This is a genomic window from Streptomyces sp. NPDC026575 (genome assembly GCF_055567415.1).
In genome coordinates this window covers 292,170-312,397 of sequence record NZ_JBVHQM010000003.1, presented here as the reverse complement: position 1 = coordinate 312,397, position 20,228 = coordinate 292,170, and the positions used below count along the sequence as shown (strand labels likewise).

15 protein-coding genes (1 of these 15 only partly in view) are annotated in these 20,228 nt (G+C 71.5%); 4 read left to right on the top strand and 11 right to left on the bottom strand.

All coding sequences use genetic code 11. The annotated features are described in order from the left end of the window. Positions 1-32 precede the first annotated feature (32 nt). Positions 33-488: an ALF repeat-containing protein gene (locus tag ACZ4NB_RS05625; RefSeq protein ID WP_467658504.1), complete on the bottom strand. Its 456-nt coding sequence runs from the start codon at positions 486-488 to the stop codon at positions 33-35. 247 nt (positions 489-735) lie between these two features. On the opposite strand from ACZ4NB_RS05625, the gene ACZ4NB_RS05620 reads away from it, so the two are divergent. From ACZ4NB_RS05620 to ACZ4NB_RS05610, 3 genes are all read left to right on the top strand, one after another. Next, positions 736-1,320 (top strand): hypothetical protein, encoded by a 585-nt coding sequence (locus ACZ4NB_RS05620; protein WP_467658502.1) that lies wholly within the window; start codon positions 736-738, stop codon positions 1,318-1,320. A gap of 185 nt (positions 1,321-1,505) precedes the next feature. Then, complete coding sequence (locus ACZ4NB_RS05615) at positions 1,506-3,107, top strand: S1 family peptidase (RefSeq protein ID WP_467658501.1); 1,602 nt, start codon at positions 1,506-1,508, stop codon at positions 3,105-3,107. Between the two features lie 238 nt (positions 3,108-3,345). Beyond that, the gene (locus tag ACZ4NB_RS05610) at positions 3,346-4,422 is read left to right on the top strand and encodes a S1 family peptidase (protein ID WP_467658500.1); all 1,077 of its coding nucleotides are present in this window, start codon (positions 3,346-3,348) and stop codon (positions 4,420-4,422) included. Between the two features lie 170 nt (positions 4,423-4,592). Here ACZ4NB_RS05610 and ACZ4NB_RS05605 read toward each other — a convergent pair whose 3' ends face one another. Next, a complete protein-coding gene (locus ACZ4NB_RS05605; RefSeq protein WP_384428364.1) occupies positions 4,593-4,886 on the bottom strand; it encodes a hypothetical protein in 294 nt (97 codons plus the stop codon). A 259-nt stretch (positions 4,887-5,145) separates the two neighbouring features. Between ACZ4NB_RS05605 and ACZ4NB_RS05600 the strand changes: the two genes are divergently transcribed. After that, a complete protein-coding gene (locus ACZ4NB_RS05600) occupies positions 5,146-5,661 on the top strand; it encodes a hypothetical protein (protein WP_467658498.1) in 516 nt (171 codons plus the stop codon). 12 nt (positions 5,662-5,673) lie between these two features. Here ACZ4NB_RS05600 and ACZ4NB_RS05595 read toward each other — a convergent pair whose 3' ends face one another. The 9 genes from ACZ4NB_RS05595 to ACZ4NB_RS05555 all read right to left on the bottom strand — a co-directional run. Next, positions 5,674-6,291, bottom strand: coding sequence for a GDSL-type esterase/lipase family protein (locus ACZ4NB_RS05595; RefSeq protein ID WP_467658497.1), 618 nt, complete (start codon positions 6,289-6,291; stop codon positions 5,674-5,676). Positions 6,292-6,344: 53 nt separating this feature from the next. Further along, a complete protein-coding gene (locus tag ACZ4NB_RS05590) occupies positions 6,345-6,899 on the bottom strand; it encodes an EF-hand domain-containing protein (protein ID WP_467658495.1) in 555 nt (184 codons plus the stop codon). A 120-nt stretch (positions 6,900-7,019) separates the two neighbouring features. After that, positions 7,020-7,412, bottom strand: a complete 393-nt coding sequence (locus ACZ4NB_RS05585) for a hypothetical protein (RefSeq protein WP_467658494.1) — start codon at positions 7,410-7,412, stop codon at positions 7,020-7,022. 133 nt (positions 7,413-7,545) lie between these two features. Beyond that, positions 7,546-8,757, bottom strand: coding sequence for a cytochrome P450 (locus ACZ4NB_RS05580; RefSeq protein ID WP_467658492.1), 1,212 nt, complete (start codon positions 8,755-8,757; stop codon positions 7,546-7,548). Positions 8,758-8,871: 114 nt separating this feature from the next. After that, on the bottom strand, positions 8,872-9,723 hold the full coding sequence (locus ACZ4NB_RS05575; protein WP_467658491.1) for a methyltransferase domain-containing protein: 852 nt from the start codon (positions 9,721-9,723) through the stop codon (positions 8,872-8,874). 318 nt (positions 9,724-10,041) lie between these two features. After that, complete coding sequence (locus ACZ4NB_RS05570; RefSeq protein WP_467658489.1) at positions 10,042-11,058, bottom strand: NADP-dependent oxidoreductase; 1,017 nt, start codon at positions 11,056-11,058, stop codon at positions 10,042-10,044. Positions 11,059-11,089: 31 nt separating this feature from the next. Continuing rightward, positions 11,090-13,423, bottom strand: coding sequence for an ACP S-malonyltransferase (gene fabD, locus ACZ4NB_RS05565; RefSeq protein ID WP_467658488.1), 2,334 nt, complete (start codon positions 13,421-13,423; stop codon positions 11,090-11,092). A 1-nt stretch (position 13,424) separates the two neighbouring features. After that, positions 13,425-19,409: an SDR family NAD(P)-dependent oxidoreductase gene (locus ACZ4NB_RS05560; protein ID WP_467658487.1), complete on the bottom strand. Its 5,985-nt coding sequence runs from the start codon at positions 19,407-19,409 to the stop codon at positions 13,425-13,427. Next, positions 19,406-20,228: the 3' end of an SDR family NAD(P)-dependent oxidoreductase gene (locus ACZ4NB_RS05555; RefSeq protein ID WP_467658485.1), read on the bottom strand. Its footprint extends 23,432 nt past the window's final position; 823 of the gene's 24,255 nt are visible here — the last part of the coding sequence; its start codon lies off the right edge, out of view — the gene reads right to left on this strand; it ends in the stop codon at positions 19,406-19,408. The genes ACZ4NB_RS05560 and ACZ4NB_RS05555 overlap by 4 nt, the downstream gene beginning before the upstream one ends.

The following is a 20,228-nucleotide window of genomic DNA, read 5'->3' as shown; positions in this document are numbered from 1 at the left end:
CAGGAACGCGCGAATATCGCCGGCCGAACCCTTCAGGGCCTTTTTCCGGCGTCCTGGACGTTTCTGTCGCCGATGCTGACGAGCTGTACGACCCGGGTCCTGCGGTCCGCCTCCAGAGGGCTTTGCCAGCCGTCCTTCAGGAAGTTCCGCAGCTCCTCCCGGGAACCCTTCAACGCCTTCTTGGCGGCCGCGCGCAGATGGCGTCCGGCGACGGAGTGGATCTGCACCGCCGAGATGTACTCGTCCCGGTACCGGCCGCTGTCCTGCCCGCTTTCCAGGAAGCGTCGGACCTCCTCGTCGGAGCCCGTGAGCGCGGCCTCCGCGGAAGCCTTCAGACCCGGCCCTCCGGATTCCCAGATTGTGACGACCTTCCCGCGGTCGGTCGCCGGGACCGGGTCGATTCCCGTGCCCTGTTCCCCCGTTGCGTGAGCCGGGCTCGTGCCCAGCACTCCGGCGACGAGTGCCAGCGGCAGCACTGTAGTGCACATGGCACTTATGGAGTGCGGCCACTTCCCTCTCGATCTCACCTCGTCAACCCTTCTTGTCTTTCCAGGAGTTGTTGATCTTCGAAGAGGTGAACATAACGGCGCGGGAATGTCGAATCGCACTCGCGCCGTTCCGCGGACGGCCAATGGAGTAGGGGGTTGTACGGAAAACCGGCATCGTTTCTGACTCGTTATCAAGTCTCGCAATTCACGTCGTGAGTTCCATGGGTGATACGTTCGCGGCTGCCCTTTGACTGAATTCTGCGGCGGCCGCGCCTTGTCGCCGCAGCCCCTCCGGAAGGAACCTCCGTTGAGAATTCGCGCACGCAGGGCGCTGGTTGCCGGGGTCATCGGCACCGCCACGGCCATCGCCGTGATATCCAGCTTTGCCGCAGCTCAGGCCGCCCCTCAGGCCACGAACGACACCGCCAGGGCGGCCGCCGACACACCGCCCTCCGCGGTGGAGGAATTCGAGTACCCGAACGCCGGTAAAATCCTTGAAGAACAGGGAGTCAAGCTCGTCAGGGGTGACGGTCACATCCTCCTGGCCGACTGCAGGACCTCCCCGGACCTTGAGGTCATGGCGGTTAAGAACCAGAAGCCCGTCAACTATTGCTTCACGGTCACCGGGAAGACCGGAAATCTGTCCCTGGAGATCCCGGAACTCGTCGGAATCTGGGAGAACGACGGCCGCACGGCCAGCGCCACGGTCACGTCCGAAGGAAAGTCCAAGACCGTCGGCCTGAAGAAGAACGACCTGACGGAACTCGGCGAGGGCAACCTCGGCACCGGCGCCAAGGAAGCGACCCTGATCGAACTCCGGGTATCGGGCTGACCCGACCGCGAGCCCATCGGCGAACCCCCCTCGGGATCCTGTACGGGAACTCGGAGGCGCAGGAAAGGCCCCCGCGGAAATCACCGTCCGCACGAGCCGCAGCGCGTCATCACGGCGACGGTGCATCCGCACACCTGAGGGTCGTCTCAACTTGCGCCCGCCATCTGTGATTTAGGAATCAAAACATGCTCAGCTCACGTCCGCGCGCCGCGTGGATGACCGGACTCCTCACCACCACCGTCGCCGCGGGTGTACTGACCGCCGCCCCGGCGCACGCCGTGGTCGGTGAATCCGTCAAGGACGGTACGTACGCCTTCGCCGCGAAACTCGATATCGATACCGGTAACGGCAGACGCAGTTGTTCGGGCGCCCTGGTCGACCGGCAGTGGGTGATATCCGCAAGCAGCTGCTTCGCCCAGGACCCCGGCAAGGGCTTCAAGGTCGCCAAAGGCGCGGCCAAGTGGAAGACGTCCGCCACCGTGGGCCGCACCCCTCTCACGAAGACGGCCGGCAGCACGACCGGCGTCGTCGAACTCGTCCCCTATGAGGGGCGCGACCTGGTGATGGCGAAGCTCGCCGAACCGGTCACCGGCGTCACTCCGGTACCCATCGGTACCACCGCGCCCACGCCGGGCGAGGAGCTGAACGTCGCCGGCTACGGCCGCGCCAAGACCCTGTGGGTGCCCGACGGGCTGCGCAGCGCCGCCTTCACCGTGGACTCGGTGCGGGACGGTGCCCTCGACATCAGCGGCAGGACCCCCGCGGACGGCGCGGTCTGCAAGGGCGACACCGGCGGTCCGGCGGTCCGGGAGACCGCGGGCCGGGTGGAGCTGGTGGCCGTCAACAGCACGTCCTGGCAGGGCGGCTGCCTGGGCACCGACCCGTCGGAGACCCGCCGTGGGGCCGTCGACACCCGGGTGGACGATCTCAACACCTGGGTGCAGAAGGTCCGCTACCGTACGGCCTTCCCCAACGCCCCCTGGAACAAGGCGACCCACATCGCGTCCGGGTACTTCACCGGCGGCTCGGCCGGCGGCACCCGGCACATGGACATGATCGTGCGCTGGATCGACGGCGAGGTCACGCTCTACCAGGGCGCGGACGACAAGGACGCCCGCCACCCCTTCACCGCCGAGTTCCGCCTGGCGAAGGCGAAGAGCACCTGGCGGTACGCCCGGCAGATCACCGGCGCCGGCTTCGGGGGCGGCTCGGACGGCCTGGTGGTGCGCTGGGTCGACGGGGAGCTGACGCAGTACACCCACGTGGACCAGAACGGCTTCCACGGGGAGAAGACGCTGGCCAAGGCCAAGAACAAGACCTGGCCGCACGCCCAGCAGATCACCGCCGGCGCGTACACGGCGAACGCGCGGCGCGACGACCTGATCGTCACCTGGACGGACGGCGAGGTGTCCCTGTACACCGACGTGAACACCAAGGGGCTGAGCGGCGAGCGGAAGCTCGCCAAGGCCAAGAACACCACCTGGCCGCACGCCGAGCAGATCAGCGCGGGTGAGTTCACCGGCCGGAAGACCGCGGACCTGCTGGTGCGGTGGTCCGACGGCGAGGCCACCATCTACCCGGGCGTGGACGCCGCAGGGTTCCACGGCGAGATCAAGCTCCGGCCGGCCAAGTCCCCGTGGACCAGGGCGACGGTGGTCACCACCGGCGCGTTCGTCGCCAACGACCGCCCCAACGATGTGCTGGTGCGCTGGGAGAAGGGCTCGCTGGGCCTCTACCCGGGCGTCGACGCCGACGGTACGCACGGCGAGATCAAGATCGTCGGCTGAGTCGGACGCCGCACACTCCGGCCGGCCGATCGCACGAGGGCGACGGCCGGCCGGAGTCGCGGTGACCTCGGTGGACCAGGCCCCCGACACCGGCCGTACAGGTGATTCCGTCTCAGCTGCGGCCTGTGCGGGTGTAGTACGCAGCAGGGGCAGGGGAGAGATTTGACGACCGGGGAACGCCCCGCATCCTCCAGGGCCGGACATCCGCTACCGGCCCAACTCCACCAGAGGTCCTGAATTGAAGAGCACGAGAGTATCGAAGCCTCGCACCCTCGTCGCCGGTGCCGGGGCCCTGGCCCTGCTCACTGCCGTACTCACCCAGCCGAGCGCCGATGCCGCTCCCGGCCCGCCCTCCGACCCGCCGACGGCGACCACGGCCGCCCAGCGCGCCAAGGAGATCAGCTCCAGTCTCGGCGACGAGGGGGCGGGTTCGTACTACGACGCCGAGAACCGCACGCTGGTCATGAACGTGACCAGTGAGGCCGCCGCCGCCAAGGTCCGTGCGGCGGGCGCCCAGCCGAGGATCGTCAAGCACTCCCTCGCCACCCTGGACAGCGCCCGTGCCACGCTCAAGGAGCAGGTGCGGATTCCCGGGACGTCCTGGGCGATGGATCCCCGCGTCAACAAGGTGGTCATCGTCGCCGACCCCACGGTCAAGGGAAAGAACCTCGACCAGCTCAAGGCGGCCGCCACGGCGCTCGGCGACCGGGCCACCCTCACCCATTCGTCGGCGGAACTGCGACCGCTGCTCGCCGGCGGCGAGGCGATCTGGGGCAGCACCGCGCGCTGTTCGCTCGGCTTCAACGTCGTCAAGGGCGGCCAGCCGTACTTCCTGACCGCCGGACACTGCGGCGAGGCGGTGCGGGCCTGGTCCGCGACGATGGGGGGCACCGAGGCCGCGGTGACGGAGGCCGCCACCTTCCCCGGCGACGACTTCGCGCTCGCCCGGTACACCGCGGCCGACGTGGTGCACCCCAGCACGGTGAGTCTCTACGACGGCAAGACGCAGACCATCTCCAAGGCGGCCGAGCCGATCGTGGGCCAGCAGGTGCAGCGCAGCGGCAGCACCACCCATGTCCGCAGCGGTGTGGTCATGGCCCTCGATGTGACCGTCAACTACCAGCAGGGTGCGGTCGACGGTCTGATCCAGACCACCGTCTGCGCGGAGCCCGGCGACAGCGGCGGCCCGCTCTTCGACGGTGACCAAGCCCTCGGCCTGACCTCGGGCGGCCGCGGCGACTGCACCCTGGGAGGCCAGACCTTCTACCAGCCGGTGCACGAGGCCCTGCAGAAGACCGGATCAGAACTGGGCTGAGACCGCCCGCGTATGCTGCCGGCCCGCGCACGGTGCGCGGGCCGGTGCCATGTGCGGACGCCGTGGCCGGGGCGGTGGGCGGAGCCTTCCGGAGCAGCCGTCGACCGGCGGCCCCCACACGCAGAAGGGCCCGGTGCCAGGCTTGCGCCTGGACACCGGGCCCGTTGTGCTTACTTGCCGCCGCCGCCGACCAGGTTGTTGCAGCCCATGCTCGAACCGATCGGGGTGGACTGGGCGCCTGCCGGGCCCTCGCCGTTGAGGGCGTTGCCCAGTACGCCGTTGAGGATGCCGACCTCGCCGAGGACGTCGACGTTCAGGTCGTGCGACCGGCAGGAGCTGCCCGACTTGACGACCCAGGTGTCGCCGCCTCCCTTGCCGTCGTGGGCCTGAGCGGTGCCGGCGCCGAGGAACGCGACGCTGCCGAGGGCCGCGACCACAACGGCAGCCTTGTGAAGCTTGCGCATTGATTCATCTCCGGTAAGTTGGACGGATGCGATCTGTGAGTGATCGACTTCGTACAGTTACCGAAGGCTAATACGACATATCCCACAACCACTTCAACGACGCGCCGATCACTTGACGGTCGCCGTGTCGGTCTCGTCGCCCGCCGATGCACCCTCGGGCGGACACGGCCGGTGGTTTGCCAGGTGGCTCAGCGGCGCCGGCGGTGCGCATACCCTTCCCGCAGCGGCCCTCCGAGCAGGTCGAGCAGGCGGTGACCAGGTGCGCCGCCTCGCGCAGGGCGCGGTCGGCGAGGGCCGGCCGCTCGTACCGGTCGGTGGGCGAGGTGTCGACCAGCCCGTGCGGGTCGTACGAGGGCAGGCCCTCGGCACAGAGGAGCAGGCCCGGGTCCAGGAGGTGATCACCCGTCACCTGGTGGGCTTCGCCACCCAGGAGGACCTCGCCGTGGAGTGGTCCGCCCCGATCGACCTGCGCCTCGCCCCCGCACTGGAGACGCTCGGCACGCTCGACGCCGAGCCGGTCATCGACATCGCCTTCATCGACGCCGACAAGGCCAACTACCCCGCGTACTACGAGGAGATCGTGCGCCGACTGCGTCCCGGCGGACTGGTGGTGCCGGACAACGTCTTCCTCGGCGGCCGCGTCCTCGACCCCGCGTACCAGCAGGAACACCATGTGGCGATGTGGCGGCTCAACGATCTGGTCGCGGCCGACGAGCGGGTGGACGCGGTGATGCTGCCGGTGTGCGACGGGGTGACCCTCGCCCGGCGCCGCTGACGCGCCGTCCGCTCAGCTCCGGTGGTGGTCCGCGCGGGCGATCCATTCGTGCCATGGGCCGGCGAGGACGAGGCCGGCCAGCGTCCGGTAGCCGCCGGCGCCGGGGTGGGCACCGTCACCGGCCATGGCTTCCCGGGTCCAGACGGGGTCGTCGGCCAGGTCCCGGGTCGTGGCGATGAACGGGATGTGCCGGGCGCGGCAGAGGGCCGCCATCCCGTCGGCGAGGTGCAGGGTCCGTTGCGTATGCGCTTCGCCCGCGTCGACGACCGGTGGCGGGCCCACCACCAGCGGTGCGATCGCCCGGCGCCGGCTCTCGTCCAGGATGGCGGCCAGGTTGTCCAGACAGCGGGCGGGGTCGACGCGGACCGTACCGGCCTCCACCACCGCGTCGTTGCTGCCGAAGGAGACGACCAGCCTGTTGTCCGCGTCGGTCAGGGTGCGGGGCAGGACCTCCCGCCAGCAGCGGTGCCGGACGTCCTCGGAGGTGTTGCGCCGGATACCGAGGTTGAAGGCCGTGATGTCGCCGCGGGTCTCCGCAAGCACCCGGCCGACCCAGCCCCGATACTCCGGGTCGCCGATCCCCTGGACGAAGGAGTCACCGATGAAGCAGATGCGCGTATCCCTGATCATCGCGCCCACCCTACGGGCAGGGGCCGACGCCCTCGCCCCCGCCCTCGCTCGCCCTATGCGGTCAGCGGGCCGAGCAGGTCGTTGCTGCGGGCTTGGGGGTCGGCGCTGGTGCTGTACTCCAGGGACGCCTCGACCATCTCGTCGACGGACAGCAGACCGTCGCTGTTCACGTCGAGCACGGCGAAGGTCGCTTCGGCGTCCGCGGCCGAGACTCCGAAGGCCCGGTAGAAGCGCCGGTGCTCGTCCAGGCCGATGGTTCCGTCGCCGTCGCGGTCCATGACCCCGAAGAGCAGGCGCCGCCGTTCCTGCCGGGTCTTCCTGCGCGATGCGGCCGCACCGTCTCGCGCCGCGTCGAGCTTGTCGGCGATGAACTCTTCGAGGGAGATGCGCGCGTCGGAATCGACGTCCATACGGGAGGCCATGTCCTCCCACGTGTCGTTGAGGACGGCGGTCACCTCGGCGGCTCGCGGCGAACCGGTGTCCGCGAAGCTCTCGTTGATGCGTCGTGCGAGGGCTTCGAAGTCGCCGCGCTCGATGTACCCGTTGCCGTCGATGTCATAGACGTCGAACAGCCTGCGCATCTTCTCGCGGAGAAGGTGTTCGGACATTTCCTCTCATCCCTGTCCCGAGAACATGGGGCATGGAGCCCGCTGTCGACCGGGCCCACGCGACCGTGCTCGCGTGGGCCCGGCACCGCGCCCGCGGCTGGGGTCGGGGCGCGCCTTCCGTTACCTGCGGATGATGTTGTTGCAGCCCACGTGCGTGCCGACCCTGGTGTGCTGCACGCCCGAGCTGCCCTCGCCACCGCCGGCGTTGGCCAACAGGCCGTTGAGGATGCCTACGTTGCCGAGGATGTCGACGTTCGCCTCGTGCGTCCGGCAGGAGGTGTGCTGGCGGATCTCGACCCTGTGGCTGTGCGACTTGCGGCGGTGGTGATGGTCGCCCCACTGCTGCCCGATGTCCTGGCGGACCGTCTGCTGTTGGGGGGCCTCGACACGGGTCGCCTGGGCGCGGCCGGGGGTGCCGCCGCCCGTGCCGCCGGCGTAGGCGGTGCCGGTGCCGACGAGGCCGACGCTGGCGAGGACGACTGTCACGACGGCAGCCTTGCGAAGCTTTTGCATATCATCTCCGGTAGATCGAATGGATTTGGTCGGTAATCGATCGAATCCATACAGTTACTGAAGGCTAATGCGAAATACCCCCCGCCACTGAGTGACGCGCCGAATCCCCGGCGCTTGCGCGCGCGGACCTCGCCTACCAGGTGACCGGGAGCTCGTGCAGGCCGAAGATGGCCGCGTCGTTCTTCAGCGGGAGGGCTTCGGCGGGGCCGGCCGGGCGGAGCGAAGGGATGCGGCGGAGCAGGGTGTCGTAGACGATCTCCAGTTCCATGCGGGCGAGGCTCTGTCCGAGGCACTGGTGCGCGCCATGGCCGAAGGCGAGGTGCTGGCGTGCGCCGCGGTCGACGTCCAGCTTCCCGGGGTCGTCGTAGACGTCCGGGTCGTGGTTGGCCGCGCCGCCCAGTGCGAAGACGCCCTCGCCGGCGCGGATGGTCTGCCCGCCGATCTCGACGTCCTCCTTGGCCACGCGGGTGGTGATGATGTCGGTGATGGTGAAGTAGCGCAGCAGTTCCTCGACGACCTGCGGTGTGCTGCCGGGGTCGCCGGTGATGCGGGCCCGCAGCTCGGGCGACTCCATCAGGGCGAGCATGCCCAGCGAGATCATGTTCCCGGTCGTGTCGTGCCCGGCGGTCAGCAGCAGGAACGCCAGGTCGACCAGGGCGTCGTGGTCGTAGGAGGCGTCCGTGCGGCCCTTGGCGATCTGGCGGCTGAGCAGGTCCTCCCCCGGGGTCTTCTCCTTGGTCGTGACGAGTTCGTCCAGGTACGCCTGCAGGTCGAAGAACGCCTGCTGCCGGGTCAGCGGCGGGAGGGTCATGCTGAGCATGCGGGAGGTGCGGTCCTCGAAGAAGTCGCGGTCGTCGACGGACACGCCGAGCAGCTCGCAGATGACCAGGGACGGCACCGGGAAGGACATCGCCTTGACCAGGTCGGCGGGTTTGGGGCCGGCGAGCATCGCGTCGACGCACTCGTCGACGATCTCCTGGATCCGCGGCCGCAGCGCCTCCATCCGACGGAAGGTGAACTCGCCGACCACGGCGCGCCGCGCCCTGGTGTGCTCGGGCGCGTCCATGCCCGCCAGGGACAGGGTGGAGTCCTTGTCGCTGCGGGCCATCTCGACCAGCATCGGGAAGTTCGGATCGGCGCGGTCGGAGCTCAGACGCGGGTCGAGCAGCGCCTTGCGCACATCGTCGTAGCGGGTCAGGATCCACGCCGGCTTGCCGGTCGGCAGCACCACCTGCGCTACGAGCCCGCTCTCGCGGAGGCCGGAGTACTCGGCGGGCAGCCGGTAGGGGCAGGTGCGGGGGAAGGGGAAGGCGGGCGGGGTGCCGCCGTCGGTCGGTTCGGTCACGGGATCTCGCTCCTGGTGGGTGGTGGGTGCGCGGTGGCGCCGGAGGTGCGTGGCGTCGTCGCCCGGCGGCCGGGACGGCGCTCCTGCGGCGCCACCGCATGAGAACGTCCCCGGTCAGAGGGGCTTTTGAGCGGTCAGCAGCACGGAGCCGAACTCATCGACGTCGATCATGGAGGCGGGGCTGAACTTCTCCTCCGCCTCGTCGTCGAAGACGGTCTGCATCTCCTGGGAGCCGCGGCTCATCTGCTCGAAGGTCTGGCGCACGCTCTGCTCGGTGATGTCGAGGAGCTCGACGAAGCGGAGGCCCGCGTCGCGCAGCAGGGGCACATAGTCCTCGGGCCGGGCCAGCGTCATGATGAAGTCGCGGAGCAGCCGGTCCACGGCGGGCTGCTTCTCGGCGGGGATGGGGCCGCGCTCGAAGAAGTCGGTGAGGACCAGGCGGCCGCCGGGGCGCAGGACGCGGCGGATCTCGCTGAGGACCCGCCCGCGGTCGGGCATGTGGAAGATCGACTCGATGGCGACGGCGGCGTCGAAGGAGTTGTCGGGGAAGGGCAGTTCCATGGCGTCGGCGTGCCGGAACTCCACCCGGTCGCTCAGGCCGGCGCTCTCGGCGAGGGCGGTGGCGCGGGCGATCTGGTCCTTGCTGATCGCGATGCCGGTGACGTGCGCGCCGGTGCGCCGGGCGATCCGCATGGCCGGCTGGCCGACTCCGCAGCCGATGTCGAGGACCCGCCGGCCCTCGACGATCCGCAGCCGGTCGGTCATCTCGTCGGTGAGCCGGTCGGCCGCCTCCACCAGCGGGGTGTCGTTGTCGTCGACGTCCCAGTAGCCGAGGTGGAGGCTGCCGCCGACCGCGTCGGTGTCCAGTGCGGTGAGGCGGTCGTAGAGGCGTCCGACCTCTTCGGGGACGGGGGTGGCCGTGACGGCGGACTCGGCCGGGGACGTGGGCGTGGAGGTGCTGGACATGAGAGTTCTCCGTTTTCTTTCCGGTGCATCAGACGGTGGTGTCTGCACGGTGGATGCCTGGGTGCGCGGGTTCGGTCGGCCGGAAACCGCCGACGCGCCGCGGGCCGAATTGCCGGGAACGGCAAGACCGGTGGGGAAGTCGATACGCGGGGCGTAAAGCGCGCCCGCTGCGCGCCGGTGATATGGCGTCCGCAGGGGATCCGCGCGTGAGATCACCATACCGACCGGAGGGCGATGAGGGAACATGTGCCCGGGATTTTCCATGGAGTCCGGGAAATGCGGGGAGTTCGCCGAATTCCGCTGCGCGGCGCGGCGGCCTCATTCGGCGATTCTCACGAGCATTTTCCCGGTGTTGGCGCCGCGCAGCATGTCGATGAACGCGGTGGGCGCGTTCTCAAGCCCTTCGACGACGGTCTCCCGGTAGGAGATCCGGCCGGATGCCAGCCAGCCGCCCATGCGGGCGGTGAACTCCTCGCTCAGGTCGCCGTGGCCCCAGACGAGGAAACCGCGCAGGGTGATGCCCTTGGCGATGGCCTGTGCCAGGTTCCGTGGGCCGGTCGGGCCGTCCTCGTCGTTGACCTGCGACACATTGCCGCAGAGGGCGAACCGCGCGCCCAGCCTGGCCACCATCAGGGCCGCGTCCAGATGGTCGCCGCCCACGTTGTCGAAGTAGACGTCGATGCCCTCCGGTGCGGCCCTCGCCAGCTGTTCGAGGACCGGTCCGTCCTTGTAGTCGAAGGCCGCGTCGAAGCCCAGCTCTTCGGTGAGATAGGCGACCTTCTCGGCGCTCCCCGCCGATCCGATCACCCGTTTCGCGCCGCAGAGCCGGGCGATCTGTCCGACGAGGGAGCCCACCGCGCCCGCGGCCCCGGAGACGAACACGATGTCGCCGGCACGGAATTCGGCGGCCTTGAGCAACCCGGTGCAGGCGGCGTGACCGGGCATGCCGAGCACGCCGAGGTAGGCGCCGGGCGGTGCGAGCGCGGGGTCGACCCGGACCACGCCGGCGGCGCCCACGACGGCGTACTCCCGCCAGCCGAGGCCGTGCAGGACCAGGTCGCCGACGGCCAGGCGCGGTGACTTCGAGACGACGACCTCGCCGACGGCGCCCCCGTCGAGGGCCTTGCCGACGGCGAACGGCGGCACGTAGGACCTGGTGCTGTTCATCCGCCCGCGCATATACGGGTCGACGCTCATCACCAGGTTGCGGATCAGCACCTGGCCGGTCCTGACGGCGGGCAGTTCCGCCCGGACGACCGAGAAGTCCGCGGTGGTCGGCCACCCCTCGGGGCGGGCGGCGAGCCGGACTTCGATGCCCGTGGACGGAGCGGTCATCACGTTCTCCTCGACTGCGGTGGGGGGTCCGTCACGCACGGGGCGCTCCGAGGGTGTCGTGCCAGTGCCGGCAGGCGGTGGCGATGTGCTCGGCGGCGCCGTCGAGCAGCATCAGGCCGATCCGGTCGACGTGGCGGCGCCGCCACGAGGCGAGTTCGGTGCCTTCGACCCAGTGGTTGAAGGCGCCCAACGCCGGCCCGGTCTGGATCTGGTAGTTCACTTTTCCCGAGCCTGCGCCGTTCATCGCCAGGCGTGTGGAGTGGAAGAAGTACCAGCGGAACACCAGGGCCATTTTGTGTTTGGGTTCGGTTTCGGCCCGGTCGATTTCGGGCTCGCGTCCCTGCGATCGGAGATAGCGGCATACCTCGTCCCAGACCTCTTCGACGCTCTTTCCGAAGTAGGTCCGTTCCAGCAAGGAGCGGGTTTTCTCCGGTATTTCTTCGAGGCCGTCGTAGTGCGAGTAGAGGGAGAACAGTTTGTTGGCCCGGGTGGGGAAGAAGACGCCCTTTCGGAGCACCTGCACCTTGGCGCCGAATTCGAACATGTCGCCCGCGGGCGCGTAGCCGGTGTCGGCGATACCGGCGTCCTGCAGCATGTCCTTGACCTCGTTGCTCATACCGGATTCCACCGTGCACTGGTTGATGGATCCGGTCAGGACGTAGTCGGCGCCCAGCATGAAGGCCGCCGCCAGCGCCGCGGGGGTGCCCAGGCCGCCGGCCAGGCCCAGGCAGATCGGCTCGTGGTAGCCGTACCGGTCCTGGGCGCGCTGCCGGAGCCCCAGCATGGCGGGCAGCAGCACCGTGGCGACCCCGCCGTCCGTGTGCCCGCCGGAGTCCGCCTCGACCGTGATGTCGTGGCTCATCGGCACCGTCCGGGCGAGCCGGACCTGTTCGTCGGTGAGGGCGTTCTCCCGGCGGAGCCGGTCCAGGACGGGCTCGGGGGCGGGCGCCATGAACTGCTCGGCGACCTCCGGCCGGGAGACCTTGGCCATGACGCGGTGGTCGCACACGGTGCGGCCGTCGGCACCGCGGCGCAGTCCGCGCGCCCGGTACAGGACCAGCGCGGGGGTCATCTGCATGAAGGCCGACGCCTCGATGACGGGGACGCCCTGGCGCAGCAGCAGGTCGACCAGGGCGCGTTCGGCCGCGGGGTCGTCGTGGTCGGCCAGGACGTTGACGCCGTAGGGCTGCCCGTCGGCCAGGCCGTGCTGGACCTCCTTCACCCGCTGCTCGATCTCCGGGAGCGGCAGACCACCGGTCCCCAGGAAGCCGAGCATGCGGCTTCGGCCGAGCCTGACGACCATCTCGGCCGAGGCGATGCCCCGGTACATACCGCCCACGGCGTAGGCGTGCCGCACGCCCATCCGGCGGCGGAACACGGGGCTGCCGAGCGCGGCGGCCGGTGTGCCGGGCTGCGGGCCCCGTGCGCCGTCCGCCGCATCGAGCGGTGCGGCCGGTGTGTCGATGGGGGCGGCCGGCCTTTCGAGCGGTGCGGCCGGTACCTCGGGGCGGGCGGCCGGCCGCGGGGCGGAGCGGATCTGGTCGATCAGCTTGCCCAGTACCCGGCCGCCGAGTTCGACGAAGTCGGTGACGCCCTGGTCGAGGAGGTGGTGCACGCTCTCGGTCCAGCGCACCGGCCGCACGATCTGGTCGACGAGCGTCTGCGCGGTCCGGCCGGGGACGTACGAGCGCGCCGTGGCGTTGGCGATCACCGGCGTCGCGGGGGCCCCGAGGGCGAACCCGTCGACGAAGCGGGCGAAGTCCTGCTGTGCCTGGCGCATCAGCGGCGAGTGGAAGGCGCCGGAGACGTTCAGTCGCACACAGCGGACGTCGCGCGCGTCGAGGTGGGCCACCAGCGCGTCGACGGTCGCGGTGTCACCGGACACGACCTTCTGCCGCGGGGCGTTGTCGTTGGCGACGGTCAGGCGGCCCGAGAAGCCGCCCTCGTCGAGGAGTTCGCCCAGCCGGGCCGCGTCGAGCCCGACCACGGCCGCCATACCGCCGCCCCGCGCCTGGGCCATCAGCGCACCGCGCCGCTGGACCAGGCGCAGGCCGGTCGCGAAGTCGAAGGCGCCGGCGGCGTGCAGGGCGCAGTACTCCCCCAGGCTGTGCCCGGCGAGGAAGTCCGGCTCGCCGCCGGTGTTCTCGCGCCACTGCCGGTGGGCGAGCGCGCCGACCACGAACAGCGCGGGCTGGGTGTACTCGGTGCGGCCCAGTTGCCGCTGCGGATCGTCCAGGCACAGCGTGCGCAGGGAGTAGCCGAGGATCTCGGATGCCTGGTCGACGAGTTCGGGGTAGGCGTCGAACAACTCGCGGCCCATGCCGCGCTGTTGGGCGCCCTGTCCGGGAAAGACCACTGCCTTCATCTCAGCGGCCCTCCTGCCCGGAGGTCGCCGGGGCGGCGGCGTCCTCGGCGGTGTAGAGCCGGTCGGCCAGGCGCATCAGCTTGTCGAGGGACTGCGGGGCCGTCATGACCTCGGCGTGCATCGAGGTGTCGACGTCGATGGTGAAGAAGTCGTCGATCTGGTCGGCCCACTCCTGCCAGTAGGCGACGCCGTCCACGGTGGGCAGGTCGGGGTTCGGGAAGAGCACCATGTGCTCCTCGAAGGCTCCGAAGAACTTACCGCCCCGGTTGCGCAGGTAGTAGCAGCGCAGTCCGTCGCGCCGCGGCAGCGGGTCCACCGTGTACGTCTCGCCCTGCGTGGCCTCGAAGTAGCGGGAGAGCTGCCGGACGCGGGAGCGCAGCTGCGCCTCGGTCTTCCGCACGCCGCGGTCGAGGGCGGCGGCGATCAGGGAGTCGAGGAACGCCGCGGGGTCCAGGGCGGTGTCGACCTCGTCGCGGTTCAGGATGGGGCTGGCGCCGCCGTGCGAGTCGAAGCGGTCGTTGCCGAGGATCAGGTTGACGGCGCGGAAGTCGCTCACCTTGGTGACCACGTCGGCGTCGAAGTTCCCGCCGACGATGAGGGCGTTGGCCTTGTTGGTGGATGCGGCGTCCAGCGTGTCCAGCATGACCAGTGTGCGCACATCGGCGCCCTTGAGCTGGAGCTGGCGCACGGTCTCGTACGCGAACAGGCCGCCCAGGGAGAACCCGCCGATGTCGTAGGGGCCTTCCGGTTGTACGGCGAGGATGAGGGACGCGTAGTGCTCGGCCATGGCGTACTGGCCGGTGAGGATGTCGGTGGAGTCGATCCAGCCCTTGGGCTGGATTCCGTAGAAGGGGCGCGGGCAGCGGGCGGCCAGCGGGGCGTAGGACTCCACGCCGCCGTTGCCGTGGTGGACCCAGAACACCGGTCGGCCGGAGGTGACTCCGTTCATCCGGACCAGTTCGGGGAAGTCGCCCGGCGAGGCGGGCTCGGCGCGCCGGGCCGGGGCGGCGGCCGGCGCGGGGGCGGTCGGGGCCGGCTCCACCGGGGCCTCCTCGACCGGCGCCTTCGCGGCCGGCTCCGGGGCGGCGGCCGTGCCGGCGATCGCGTCGACGACGTCCTGGAGCGTTTCGCAGCCGGCGATGACGTCGAGGGTGAGGGACGCGTCGATATGGGTCTGCGCCTGGGTGAGGAACTGCATCATGAAGATGGAGTCGAAGCCGTAGTCGCCCAGGGACTTGTCCCACCGCAGGGTCTCCACGTCGACCTCCAGCAGCGTCGCCATGAGGTCCGCGACCAGCTCTCCCACGGCCTGCGGATCGGCCGGCTCGTCGGCCGGTGCGGCGGCGGGCGTCGGAGCGGCGGCGGGCGCCGGTGCGGTCGCGGGCGCCGGCTCGATGGCCGGTGCGGCGACCGGTGTCGGCGCGGCGGCCGGCGCAGGTTCGGCGGCGGCCTCCGGCTCGGGGAGCGTCTCCGGCACGGGGAGCGGCGGCAGGAAGCGCTCGCGCATCCGGGCGTGGTCGCCGTCGAGGGCGATGGCGCTGGGCAGACCGGCCGCCCAGACCCGGTCCAGGGCCGCGACGCCCACGGATGCGCGCATCGGCCGCATGCCCACGGACTCCAGGAGGTGGACGGTCGACGGGTCGGCGCCCATGCCGCCCTTCTCCCACAGCGGCCAGTTCACCATCAGGGTGCGGCCCGATCGGCTGCCCCGGTCCACCAGCAGGGCGCGGTGGGCGGCGTATCCGTCCATGAAGGCGTTGGCGGCGGCGTAGTCGGCCTGTCCGACGTTGCCGAAGGCGGCCATGGAGGAGAAGCCGATGAAGCAGTCGAGCGGGACGGCGGCGGTCGCCTCGTCGAGGTGGTAGAGCCCGGCCACCTTGGCCGCGAACACCGCGCGGAGGTCGTCGGCGGTCTTCCTGGCCACGAAGCCGTCGCGCAGCACTCCGGCGGCGTGCACGACGCCGTGCAGCGCGCCGTACTCGGCCCGGACCTCGCGTACGGCCCGGGTCACGTCGGCCCGGTCGGCGACGTCGAGCACCCGGTATTCGGCACGGGCGCCCAGGGCGCGCAGGGCGGCCAGCAGTTCGCGCTGTGCCGGGCCCGCGGGGCTGCGGCCGCACAGGACCAGGGCGGGCGACTCGACGCGCAGGGCGATGTCCTCGGCGAACAGGGCGCCGAGCCCTCCGGCGCCGCCGGTCAGCAGGTACACGCCGCCGTCGCGCCAGGGCAGTTCGGGGGCGGCCGGTGCCATCTCGCGCCACTGGGAGACCTGCCGGCGTCCGGCGCGGTAGCGCACCGCCTCCTCGGCCGGGTCGGCGCCGTCGCACCGCAGCCGTCCGGCCAGCTCGGCCGGGGACAGCTCCCCGGCACCGTCCAGCTCGATCCACTGCGTCAGCAGCTTGGGGTGCTCCATGCGGGCCGTGCGGAGCATGCCGCTCAGCCCGCCCAGCCAGGGCGCGTGCGCGGGGGTGACGACCTGGACCAGGCGCGGCGCCCGGGTGGTCTGCCGCGCCTGGTCGCGCAGCAGCTCCAGCAGCCGCTCGGCGTACTCGGTGTAGCGGGCGGGGGTCTCGCCGTCGGCCTGCCAGGTCTCGCAGGTGGCGCCGGTACCCAGTGCCCCGGCGAGCGCGGTGGCGTCCGTCTCCGGGAGTTCGCACAGGACGATATGCCGCTCGACGTCGTCGCCGAGGTGCCGCGGTGCCGCGGCGTCGCGCCAGTCCGCCTGGATCAGCAGGGCGGGCGCGGCGGCCGGTTCGGCGGCGCGGGGCGCCGGGCCCGGCTTCATCCGTGTGCTGAAGCCCAGCAGCCGTACGCAGACGTTGCCCCGCGCGTCGCACAGGTCGATGTCCAGGCGGCGTACGCCGGAGTCGGGGCGGTCGTCCGCGGCGCGGCTCACCAGCGCCCAGCCCTCGACCGGGGTGGGGGCGAGAACCTGTACCTCGCGCACGGTGAACGGCAGCGCCGTCCCGTCCGGGGCGTCGGCGTGCTCGGCGAGCGACAGCCCCAGGGTCGCCTGGAGGGCGGCGTCGAGCATGCCCGGGTTGAGCGTCGACGTGTCCGCCGCCTCCTCCGGGAGGAGCAGCCGCGCAAGGGCGGTGTCCGCACCGTGGTACAGCTCCCGCACGCCCCGGAACGCGGGGCCGTATGCCAGGCCCATGCGGGCGAACAGCGCGTAGCACTCGGCGCCTTCGCGCCGGGAGGGGAGGTTCGCGCACAGGGCGTCGATGTCGTGGGTGTGGTCGGCGGCGAGGAGGGCGGGGTCGGTGTGCGCGGTGCCCTGCGCGTGCAGAACGCCGTCGGCGTACACCTCGAACGCCCCACCGCCCTGGGCCACTTCGACGGTGAGGGTGCGCGGCGCCGTCACCTCCAGGGGACGCAGCCAGGTCACCTCGCGCAGGCGCACGCCCGTGGCGGTGCCGTGGGCCGTGGCCCGGGTGAGCGCGTCGCGCACGAACTCCAGGTAGGCGGCGCCGGGCAGGACGGGCGTATCCGCCACACGGTGGTCGCGCAGGTAGAACTCCTGCCCGGTCAGCTCGCGGCGGTAGGGCGACGGTGGTGCGGTCGGCGCCGCGGTCACCGGTGCCGGGGGCCGCGGTGTGCTCGGCGCAGCGCGCCCGGCGTCGGCGATCCAGTAGCGCTGGAGCTGGAACGGGTAGACGGGCAGCGGGATGCGCCGCATCGGACGGCCGGCGTACAGGCGCCGCCAGTCCACGTCGAAGCCGGTGACCCAGAGCTTGAGCAGGCGTCCGAGCTTGCCCTTGGCTATCCAGCTGTCGATGGCGAGGGCGATGTCGTCGTCGCCGGCCAGCTCGTTCCACGGCCCCTGGCGCTGGGCCCGCCCGGTGTGCAGCCCCTGTGCGGTGCCGCGGTCGAGGAAGGTGCCCAGCCGCTCGCGCAGATCGGTGAGCGAGTCGGTCAGGAAGGCGAGGCGCTCGTCCATCGCGACCCGGCCCACCTGAAGCGTGTAGGCGAGGTCCGGCAGGTCGGACTCGCCGAGCCGGCCCGAGTCGATGCGGTCGGCCAGCTGCCGGGCCCGGGCGCGCAGCAGCTCGGGCTCCGGGGCGGACAGGACGACGGCCACCGGTTCCGGCGTGCGCACCGGCGGCGCGGCGGGCGGCAGGTACTCCTCAAGGACGACATGGGCGTTGACGCCGCCGAAGCCGAACGAGCTGACGCCGGCCCGGCGCGGCAGCTCACGGCCCTCCGCATCGTGCGGTGCGGGCCAGGGCTGCTGCTCGCGCACCAGGTGGAACGGGCTGCCGTCGAGGTCGATGTACGGGTTGACGGTGTCGCAGTGCAGGCTCTTGGCGAGCGTGCGGTGGCGCATCTGGAGCAGCACCTTGATCACACCGGCGACGCCCGCGGCCAGTTCGAGATGGCCGATGTTGGTCTTCACCGAGCCGACACCGCAGTGGGCCTCCTCGACCACCGCACCGTGCTCCTCGTACAGCTCGCGGAACGCCGCCTTGAGCCCGTTGATCTCGATCGGGTCGCCGAGCGCGGTGCCGGTGCCGTGCGCCTCGATGTAGCCCACGGTCCGCGGGTCGATGCCGGCGGCGCGGTAGGCCCGGCGGATCAGTGCGGCCTGGGCCCTGGGGTTGGGCGCGGTCAGGGAGTTGGAGCGGCCGCCGTGGTTCTCGGTCGTCGCGCGGATCAGACCGTAGACGTGGTCGCCGTCGCGCTCGGCCGCCGACAGGCTCTTGAGCACCAGCATCCCCACGCCCTCACCACGGGCGTAGCCGTCGGCGCGGTCGGAGAAGGTCCGGCAGCGGCCCTCGACGCTGAGCATCCCGGACTTGCCGAAGCTGATGTGGCCGTCGGGGATCACCATGGTGTTGATGCCGCCGACGACGGCCATCTCGCACTCGCCGCGTTCGAGCGCGACGACGCCGCGGTGCATGGCGACCAGGGAACTCGAACAGGCGGTCTCGATCGGCTCGCTGGGCCCGTGCACGTCGAGGAAGTAGCTCATCCGGTTGGGGCCGACGGAGGGCACGCTGCCCGTGGGCGTGACGCTGTCGCCCCGGCCGCTGCTGCGCTCGGAGAGCAGGCCGTAGCCGGTGTCGCTGGTGCCGACGAACAGGCCGAGGCTGCTGCCGGCCAGCGCGTCGGCGGCGTAGCCGGCGTCCTCCAGCGCCTTCCACACGTACAGCATCAGCAGGCGCTGCTGGGGATCCATGTGGACGGCGTCCCTCGGGGCGATGCCGAAGAACAGCGGATCGAAGTCGGCGACGCCGTCCATGAAGCCGCCCCACTTGACGTTGGTCCGGCCCGGCTCCTGCAAGGGGTCGCCGAACAGGGCGCGCCAGTCCCACCGGTCGGCGGGGACCTCGGCGATGCAGTCGCGGCCGTCGCGCAGGTTCCGCCAGAAGGCGTCGAGGTCCTCGGCCTGGGGGAAGCGGCCGCTCATGCCGACGACCGCGATCGGGTCGCCCTGCCGGTCGGCGGGCGCGGGGACGGGCACGGCGGCCCGGGCGGGGAGGGCCGCGGGCGGCGCGGGCGGGCCGGTGGGCGGTGCGGCGGCGGGCTCCGCGGCCGGCGGCTCCGCGGCGGCGCCGGGCGCGAGGAGCCCCAGGCGGGCGGCGAGCGCCGGGCCGTACTCGTCGACCAGGTGGGCGCCGAAGGCCCGGATCGTCGCGTGCTCGAACAGCACGGTGGGCACCAGCTCCAGGCCCAGGGCGTCGTTCACCATGTTCACCAGCTGGGTGATGACGAGGGAGTCGAGCCCGTACTCGCTGAGGTCGACCTGCACGTCCAGGTCGTCCGGGGTGACCTTCAGCAGTTCGCAGACCTTCTCCACCACGACGGCGCAGACCCGCTCCGTCAGGTCCTCGGTGTCGGCGGCGTCGGCCGGGCGGGCGGCCGGTGCCTGCGCCTGCGCCTGCTTCCAGTCGCGGATCAGGCGGAGCGCCTCGTCCTGCCCCAGCTGTCCCTCGCGTATGAGCCGGTGCAGATCGTCCAGGGATGTGATGCGGGTGGTGCTCATGCCAGGCTCCTCTTGAATTCGTCCGCGCTCATCTCGCGCCGGCCAATGGCTTCGATCAGGTCCAGCAGGTAGGCGTCGTCGGACCCGGACGGCGACCGGGGTGCCGCTTCGGCGAGCCGGGCGGGCCCGCCGTCACCGGTGGGCTCGCCGCCGAGCGTGCGGACGCTGAAGCCGCGCAGGCGTACGCACACCTCGCCGTCGTCGTCGCACAGGTCGAGGTCGAGGCGGCGCACCGCGCCCGGGTGGTCGTCGTCGGCGAAGCGGACGACCACCCAGCCGGTGTCCGGGACCGCCCTGGGCACCTCCAACTCGGCCAGGGCGAACGGCAGTGCCGTACGGGGCGTGCCCGGGGCGTCGACGAAGAGGCCGACCGTGGCCTGCAGGGCGGCGTCCAACAGGGCCGGGTTGAGTACGTGGCCGCTCTCGCGGGACGCGGCGGCGGGCAGCCGCAGCCGCGCCACCGACTGCCGCGAGCCGGTGTGCAGGCGCTCGATACCGCGCAGTGCCGGACCGTAGGCCATGCCGATGCCGGCGAAGCGTGCGTAGCAGGCCCCGGCGTCGAGCACGGGGCCGTCGCACTGCGCGCGCAGCGCCGCGAGGTCCAGCCGCTCGGCGGGCGCGGCGGTCGCGGCGCGCAGCTGGCCGCGGCCGAAGACGACGCGTTCGCCGTCCTCGTCCACCACGTACACCTCGTAGCCCAGTCCGCCGCCGGCCCGGGTGGTCAGCGCGGTGTGCACGTCGGTCGCCTGCTCGACGGTGAGCGGGCGCAGCCAGGAGGCCAGCTTCAGCGACCAGGAGTGGGCGTCGCCGCCGGCCGCC

Excerpts from the sequence above, each read along its gene's own strand:
- ACZ4NB_RS05575 (WP_467658491.1), bottom strand. The coding sequence starts at position 9,723 with ATGTCCAGCACCTCCACGCCCACGTCCCCGGCCGAGTCCGCCGTCACG.
- ACZ4NB_RS05625 (WP_467658504.1), bottom strand. The coding sequence starts at position 488 with ATGTGCACTACAGTGCTGCCGCTGGCACTCGTCGCCGGAGTGCTGGGC.
- ACZ4NB_RS05590 (WP_467658495.1), bottom strand. The coding sequence starts at position 6,899 with ATGTCCGAACACCTTCTCCGCGAGAAGATGCGCAGGCTGTTCGACGTC.
- ACZ4NB_RS05585 (WP_467658494.1), bottom strand. The coding sequence starts at position 7,412 with ATGCAAAAGCTTCGCAAGGCTGCCGTCGTGACAGTCGTCCTCGCCAGC.
- ACZ4NB_RS05605 (WP_384428364.1), bottom strand. The coding sequence starts at position 4,886 with ATGCGCAAGCTTCACAAGGCTGCCGTTGTGGTCGCGGCCCTCGGCAGC.
- ACZ4NB_RS05595 (WP_467658497.1), bottom strand. The coding sequence starts at position 6,291 with ATGATCAGGGATACGCGCATCTGCTTCATCGGTGACTCCTTCGTCCAG.
- ACZ4NB_RS05570 (WP_467658489.1), bottom strand. The coding sequence starts at position 11,058 with ATGACCGCTCCGTCCACGGGCATCGAAGTCCGGCTCGCCGCCCGCCCC.
- ACZ4NB_RS05560 (WP_467658487.1), bottom strand. The coding sequence starts at position 19,409 with ATGAGCACCACCCGCATCACATCCCTGGACGATCTGCACCGGCTCATA.
- ACZ4NB_RS05615 (WP_467658501.1), top strand. The coding sequence starts at position 1,506 with ATGCTCAGCTCACGTCCGCGCGCCGCGTGGATGACCGGACTCCTCACC.
- fabD (WP_467658488.1), bottom strand. The coding sequence starts at position 13,423 with ATGAAGGCAGTGGTCTTTCCCGGACAGGGCGCCCAACAGCGCGGCATG.